The 4,503-nt window shown below is 31.6% G+C and carries 5 protein-coding genes; all 5 read left to right on the top strand.

Annotation, left to right across the window (positions count from 1 at the left end; translation table 11 throughout):
• Positions 1–433: 433 nt before the first annotated feature.
• The 5 genes from ACPYKA_RS19255 (at position 434) to ACPYKA_RS19235 (ending at position 3,989) form a co-directional block, all read left to right on the top strand.
• Positions 434–1,387 (top strand): thymidylate synthase, encoded by a 954-nt coding sequence (locus ACPYKA_RS19255; protein WP_479543817.1) that lies wholly within the window; start codon positions 434–436, stop codon positions 1,385–1,387.
• 15 nt (positions 1,388–1,402) lie between these two features.
• Positions 1,403–1,891, top strand: coding sequence for a dihydrofolate reductase (locus ACPYKA_RS19250; protein ID WP_479543816.1), 489 nt, complete (start codon positions 1,403–1,405; stop codon positions 1,889–1,891).
• Between the two features lie 164 nt (positions 1,892–2,055).
• Positions 2,056–2,241, top strand: a complete 186-nt coding sequence (gene tatA, locus ACPYKA_RS19245) for a twin-arginine translocase TatA/TatE family subunit (protein WP_479543815.1) — start codon at positions 2,056–2,058, stop codon at positions 2,239–2,241.
• A 96-nt stretch (positions 2,242–2,337) separates the two neighbouring features.
• Positions 2,338–3,081, top strand: coding sequence for a twin-arginine translocase subunit TatC (gene tatC, locus ACPYKA_RS19240; RefSeq protein WP_479543814.1), 744 nt, complete (start codon positions 2,338–2,340; stop codon positions 3,079–3,081).
• A 203-nt stretch (positions 3,082–3,284) separates the two neighbouring features.
• Positions 3,285–3,989, top strand: a complete 705-nt coding sequence (locus tag ACPYKA_RS19235; protein ID WP_479543813.1) for a cytochrome c biogenesis CcdA family protein — start codon at positions 3,285–3,287, stop codon at positions 3,987–3,989.
• The last annotated feature ends 514 nt before the right edge of the window (positions 3,990–4,503 follow it).

Below are 4,503 nucleotides of genomic sequence, written 5' to 3'. Positions count from 1 at the left end.
ACTAAGAAGAAACTAACCATTGGTCAATCACTGGAGTAGGAGTAATTGATAATCAATTTAGAATAAAGAATATTTTATAACTTCCATTTACTCGTATTATTAAATGAAGGGTTCTATAGAGGGGGGTAAGTATCTATGATACAACAAGACGGGGCGGGGCAATGAGATGCCCCTTAACTTGCAGGGGGTTCAAAACAGAAATGGATTGCGAACGGTAAGTCATGCAAGAATCCCACTCGTCAAGCCTTTTGGTTTAGAGCTAGCGGCTTTAGCCGTGGGAATCTCAAGTGATATAGTCAGAGTTCTTTTCCTATCGTCATTCGTATTTTGATTGGAAGGTTAAAGTATGTCTCAACCCTTATTGTATGTTACAATAAACTTCTATTTGGTATAATTCTAAGTGATATTACACTTTCACGAGGTGAATGAACGAATGAAAAATGAACAAGCTTATTTACAGTTATGTGAAGAAATATTAGCAGAGGGCAACGTAAAAGAAGATCGTACAAATACAGGTACATACTCGCTTTTTGGAAAGCAAATACGATTTAATTTACAAGAAGGCTTTCCTCTTTTAACAACAAAACACGTACCATTTCGACTAATAGCAAGTGAATTGCTATGGTTTTTAAAAGGAGATACAAATATTCGTTATCTTTTAGAACATAATAATAATATCTGGAATGAATGGGCTTTTAAAAAATGGGTGGAAAGTGATGCATATGAAGGTCCCAACATGGAGGATTTTGGTAACAGAAGTCTTGTAGATGATGATTTTAAAAAAGAATATGACGAGCAAATGAATATTTTTAAAGAAAAAATCTTACAAGATGATGAGTTTGCGCAAAAATATGGGGATCTAGGTTTTGTCTACGGGAAACAATGGAGAAAATGGGAAGCTGCCTCAGGTGAAACAATCGACCAACTAGCAGATGTTATTCATTCAATCAAAACAAATCCAGATTCCAGAAGACATATTGTTTCCGCATGGAATCCAGAAGATATTCCACAGATGGCTTTACCTCCATGCCATACATTATTTCAATTTTATGTTGATAACGGAACATTGTCATGCCAATTATATCAGAGAAGTGCCGATATATTTTTAGGGGTACCATTTAATATAGCAAGTTATGCACTTCTAACACACTTAATTGCGTTAGAATGTAATTTAAAAGTTGGTGAATTTATCCATACATTTGGCGATGTGCATATTTATTCCAATCACATTGAACAAGTAAAGATTCAATTAAGCCGCAAACCTAAAGATTTTCCTGAATTGAAAATAGCGAATAAAAAAGAATCAATTTTTGATTATGAAGTAAAAGATTTTGAAATAGTTGGGTATGATCCACATCCAGCAATAAAAGCCCCCGTTGCAGTATAAAAGGAGAATATGTAAATGATATCATTCATTGTAGCAATGGATTGCAATCATGTTATTGGATTTAACAATCAAATGCCGTGGCATTTACCAAATGATTTAAAATTTTTTAAAGAAACAACTACTGGTCATACAATTGTTATGGGTAGAAAAACGTTTGAATCTATTGGAAGAATATTACCGAATAGAAAGCATATAGTACTCACGAAAAGCAACAATAACTTTCCAGATGAAGTTGAGGTAGTTCAAGATATTGAATCCATTATTCAATTAAGTGAATCAAATGACGAAGAACTATTCGTCATTGGTGGAGGAAATATATTTAAACAATTACTTCCATATGCGGATAAATTATATGTTACGTTGATTAATGAAACATTTGAAGGTGATGTATTTTTCCCAGATATTTCAATGGAAGAGTGGGAAGAAGTTTCGAAAGAAAAAGGAATCCAGGATGAACGCAACCCTTATGAATACTATTTTATACAATATGTACGTAAAAAATAGGTAAAAAGTCAATTTATTGTTTTAAAAAGTTTATTCGATTATAATAAAATTATGAAATATTTATGTATTTTCAACTAATTTAGTCGTAGGTTTATGTTTTTTTCTTTATAATGGATAACTGTAATGATATTAAAGCAAACAAAATTATTTATGAGGTGAAATGGATGGCACAGATCGGTGTACCAAGTTTAATTTTAATATTAGTTGTTGCTTTATTAATTTTTGGCCCTAATAAACTACCCGAAATCGGGAAAGCAGCAGGAAATTCCTTGCGTGAATTCAAAAATGCAACAAAAGGCTTAATGGGTGAAGAAGAATCTAAAGAGAAAAATGATAATCAAAATTCTTAAAATAATAACAAAAAAGGTGTAGGGGACGGTACCTTACATCTTTTTTATGATTAAATAATAAAATATCAGTCTTTAAATTAAAAAAGGGGTGAGACGATGTCTAATCCTAATACAGACAAAGAAATGAATATCGTCGGCCATTTATCAGAATTAAGAAACCGCCTCCTAATTACAGGGGTTTGTTTTATTGGATTTTTTATACTTGCATTTATATATGTAAAAGATATTTATTATTTCTTTGAAAATGATATAGATTTTAAATTAACAGTTACTAGCCCCGGAGATATAATTTGGATCTACTTTACAATTGCCGGTTTAATTGCACTTGTAGCAACATTACCCGTATTGAGTTTACAGCTTTGGTTATTTATTAAACCTGGTTTGACAAAACCTGAAAGAAAAGTATCGCTATCTTATATTCCTGCAGTATTTTTGTTGTTTGTGCTTGGGCTTGTATTTGGTTACTTAATGTTTATAAAACTTATATTGCCTTTTCTTTTATCATTAAATGATGGAATGTTTAATGAATTATTTACGGTTGAAAAATATTTTAGATTTTTGATGACAGTAACTATACCATTTGCTGTTTTATTTGAAATACCAATCATATTAATGTTTTTGACAAGTCTTGGTATTGTGACGCCACAATTCTTAAAAAAGACGAGAAAATATGCTTACTTCATATTACTTATCGTGGGAGCCTTAGTTACTCCACCTGATATTGTTTTACAGCTTGCAGTTGCAATTCCTTTGTTTATTTTATATGAAATTAGTATATATTTAACGAGTATTGTTTATCGAAAAAAACAGCAAAGACATATAGAATATATGGAGAAATAAATTCCGATCAAATAGTTGTGTAACCACGAAATATCGACAAGTTTTCCTATATGCTGTATGAATTTTGCAAAAATTTGCGGTTACCCGGGAAATGGTAAGAAAATATTTTTCGGAAAAGATTCAGATAACTGTCAAAAGCATCCCATATTATTGGGATACTTTCTGTTAGAATATAGGTAAGATGTGTATTAGGAGGATTGACAATGACTGAAGTAAATCTATTTCTAGCCTTTGGGGCAGGATTTTTATCTTTTATTTCTCCTTGTGTCTTACCGCTTTTCCCTGCATTTTTATCTTATATTACAGGTATGAGCGTAAGTGAAATAAGTGCAGAAAATAAAATGCTTACGAAAAAAAGTATGTTACATACGATTTTATTCTTATTAGGCTTTTCTAGTGTATTTATCATGATAGGTTTTAGTGCTACATTAATATCTGATTTCTTTACAATTTATCAAGATATTATACGACAAATTGGGGCCGTTTTAATCATTTTCTTTGGTCTCGTTATTGTTGGAGTACTTAATTTTAAATTTTTAATGAAGGATAAAAAAATTACATTTAAAAATAGACCAGCAGGATTTATTGGCTCTTTTTTCATTGGAATGGCTTTTTCAATGGGGTGGACACCATGTACTGGTCCAATTTTAATGGTCGTATTAAGTCTGGCAGCTACTAACCCCGAGCAAGCGATGCCACTAATGATTAGTTATGTTCTTGGTTTTGCAATTCCATTTTTAGTCTTATCCTTTTTCGTTGGAAAATTAAATATTATTAAAAAGCACAGTATGAAACTTGTAAAAATTGGTGGCTACATTATGGTTTTCTTTGGAGTAGCTTTATTTTTTGATTGGATGACTAAATTAACTTCACTTCTGGCGGAATGGACTGGTTTTTACGGTTTTTAAGATTCTCCTTTATTTCATAAGGTAAATAGACTACAATAGAAGTATATGCATTTTAAAAGGGTTTCATTATTTAAACCATATAACTAAATTTTACTTCCAGCAATATCGTAGTTTTTTGTTAGGATTCGATGTTTATTTATGATGAACAGGTCATTCTTTCACCAGATGGAGGGTTTGTTGTGTTTACATGCCCCAGATTCGGATCATGGATTAGGCTAGTTGGAAAAGCTGTAATTCCATTATGATCTGCTATTTTTACTAGATTAGGTGGACTGTTTCCTATACAGACATTTGGATGTTTTCAAATTCCCTTCATAGGTGAAATTAAGCTTGCAACAGCTATGATATTTGATCTTTTTAGTTTACTTCATTTTTGGGATCAATGGTGTTGATATTTGTACAATAGCTGAGACCGAGCCTCAGACAAAAAGATATGGAGGAAAGATAGTGACAAAAGTACTTATCATTGACGATGCTAAATTTATGAGAATGACATTAGCAAATTTGTTTAAAG

This window comes from Pseudogracilibacillus amylolyticus (SeqCode) (genome assembly GCF_051918545.1).
Taxonomy (GTDB): Bacteria; Bacillota; Bacilli; order Bacillales; family Amphibacillaceae; genus Pseudogracilibacillus.
This window is presented reverse-complemented; position numbering and strand designations above follow the sequence as displayed.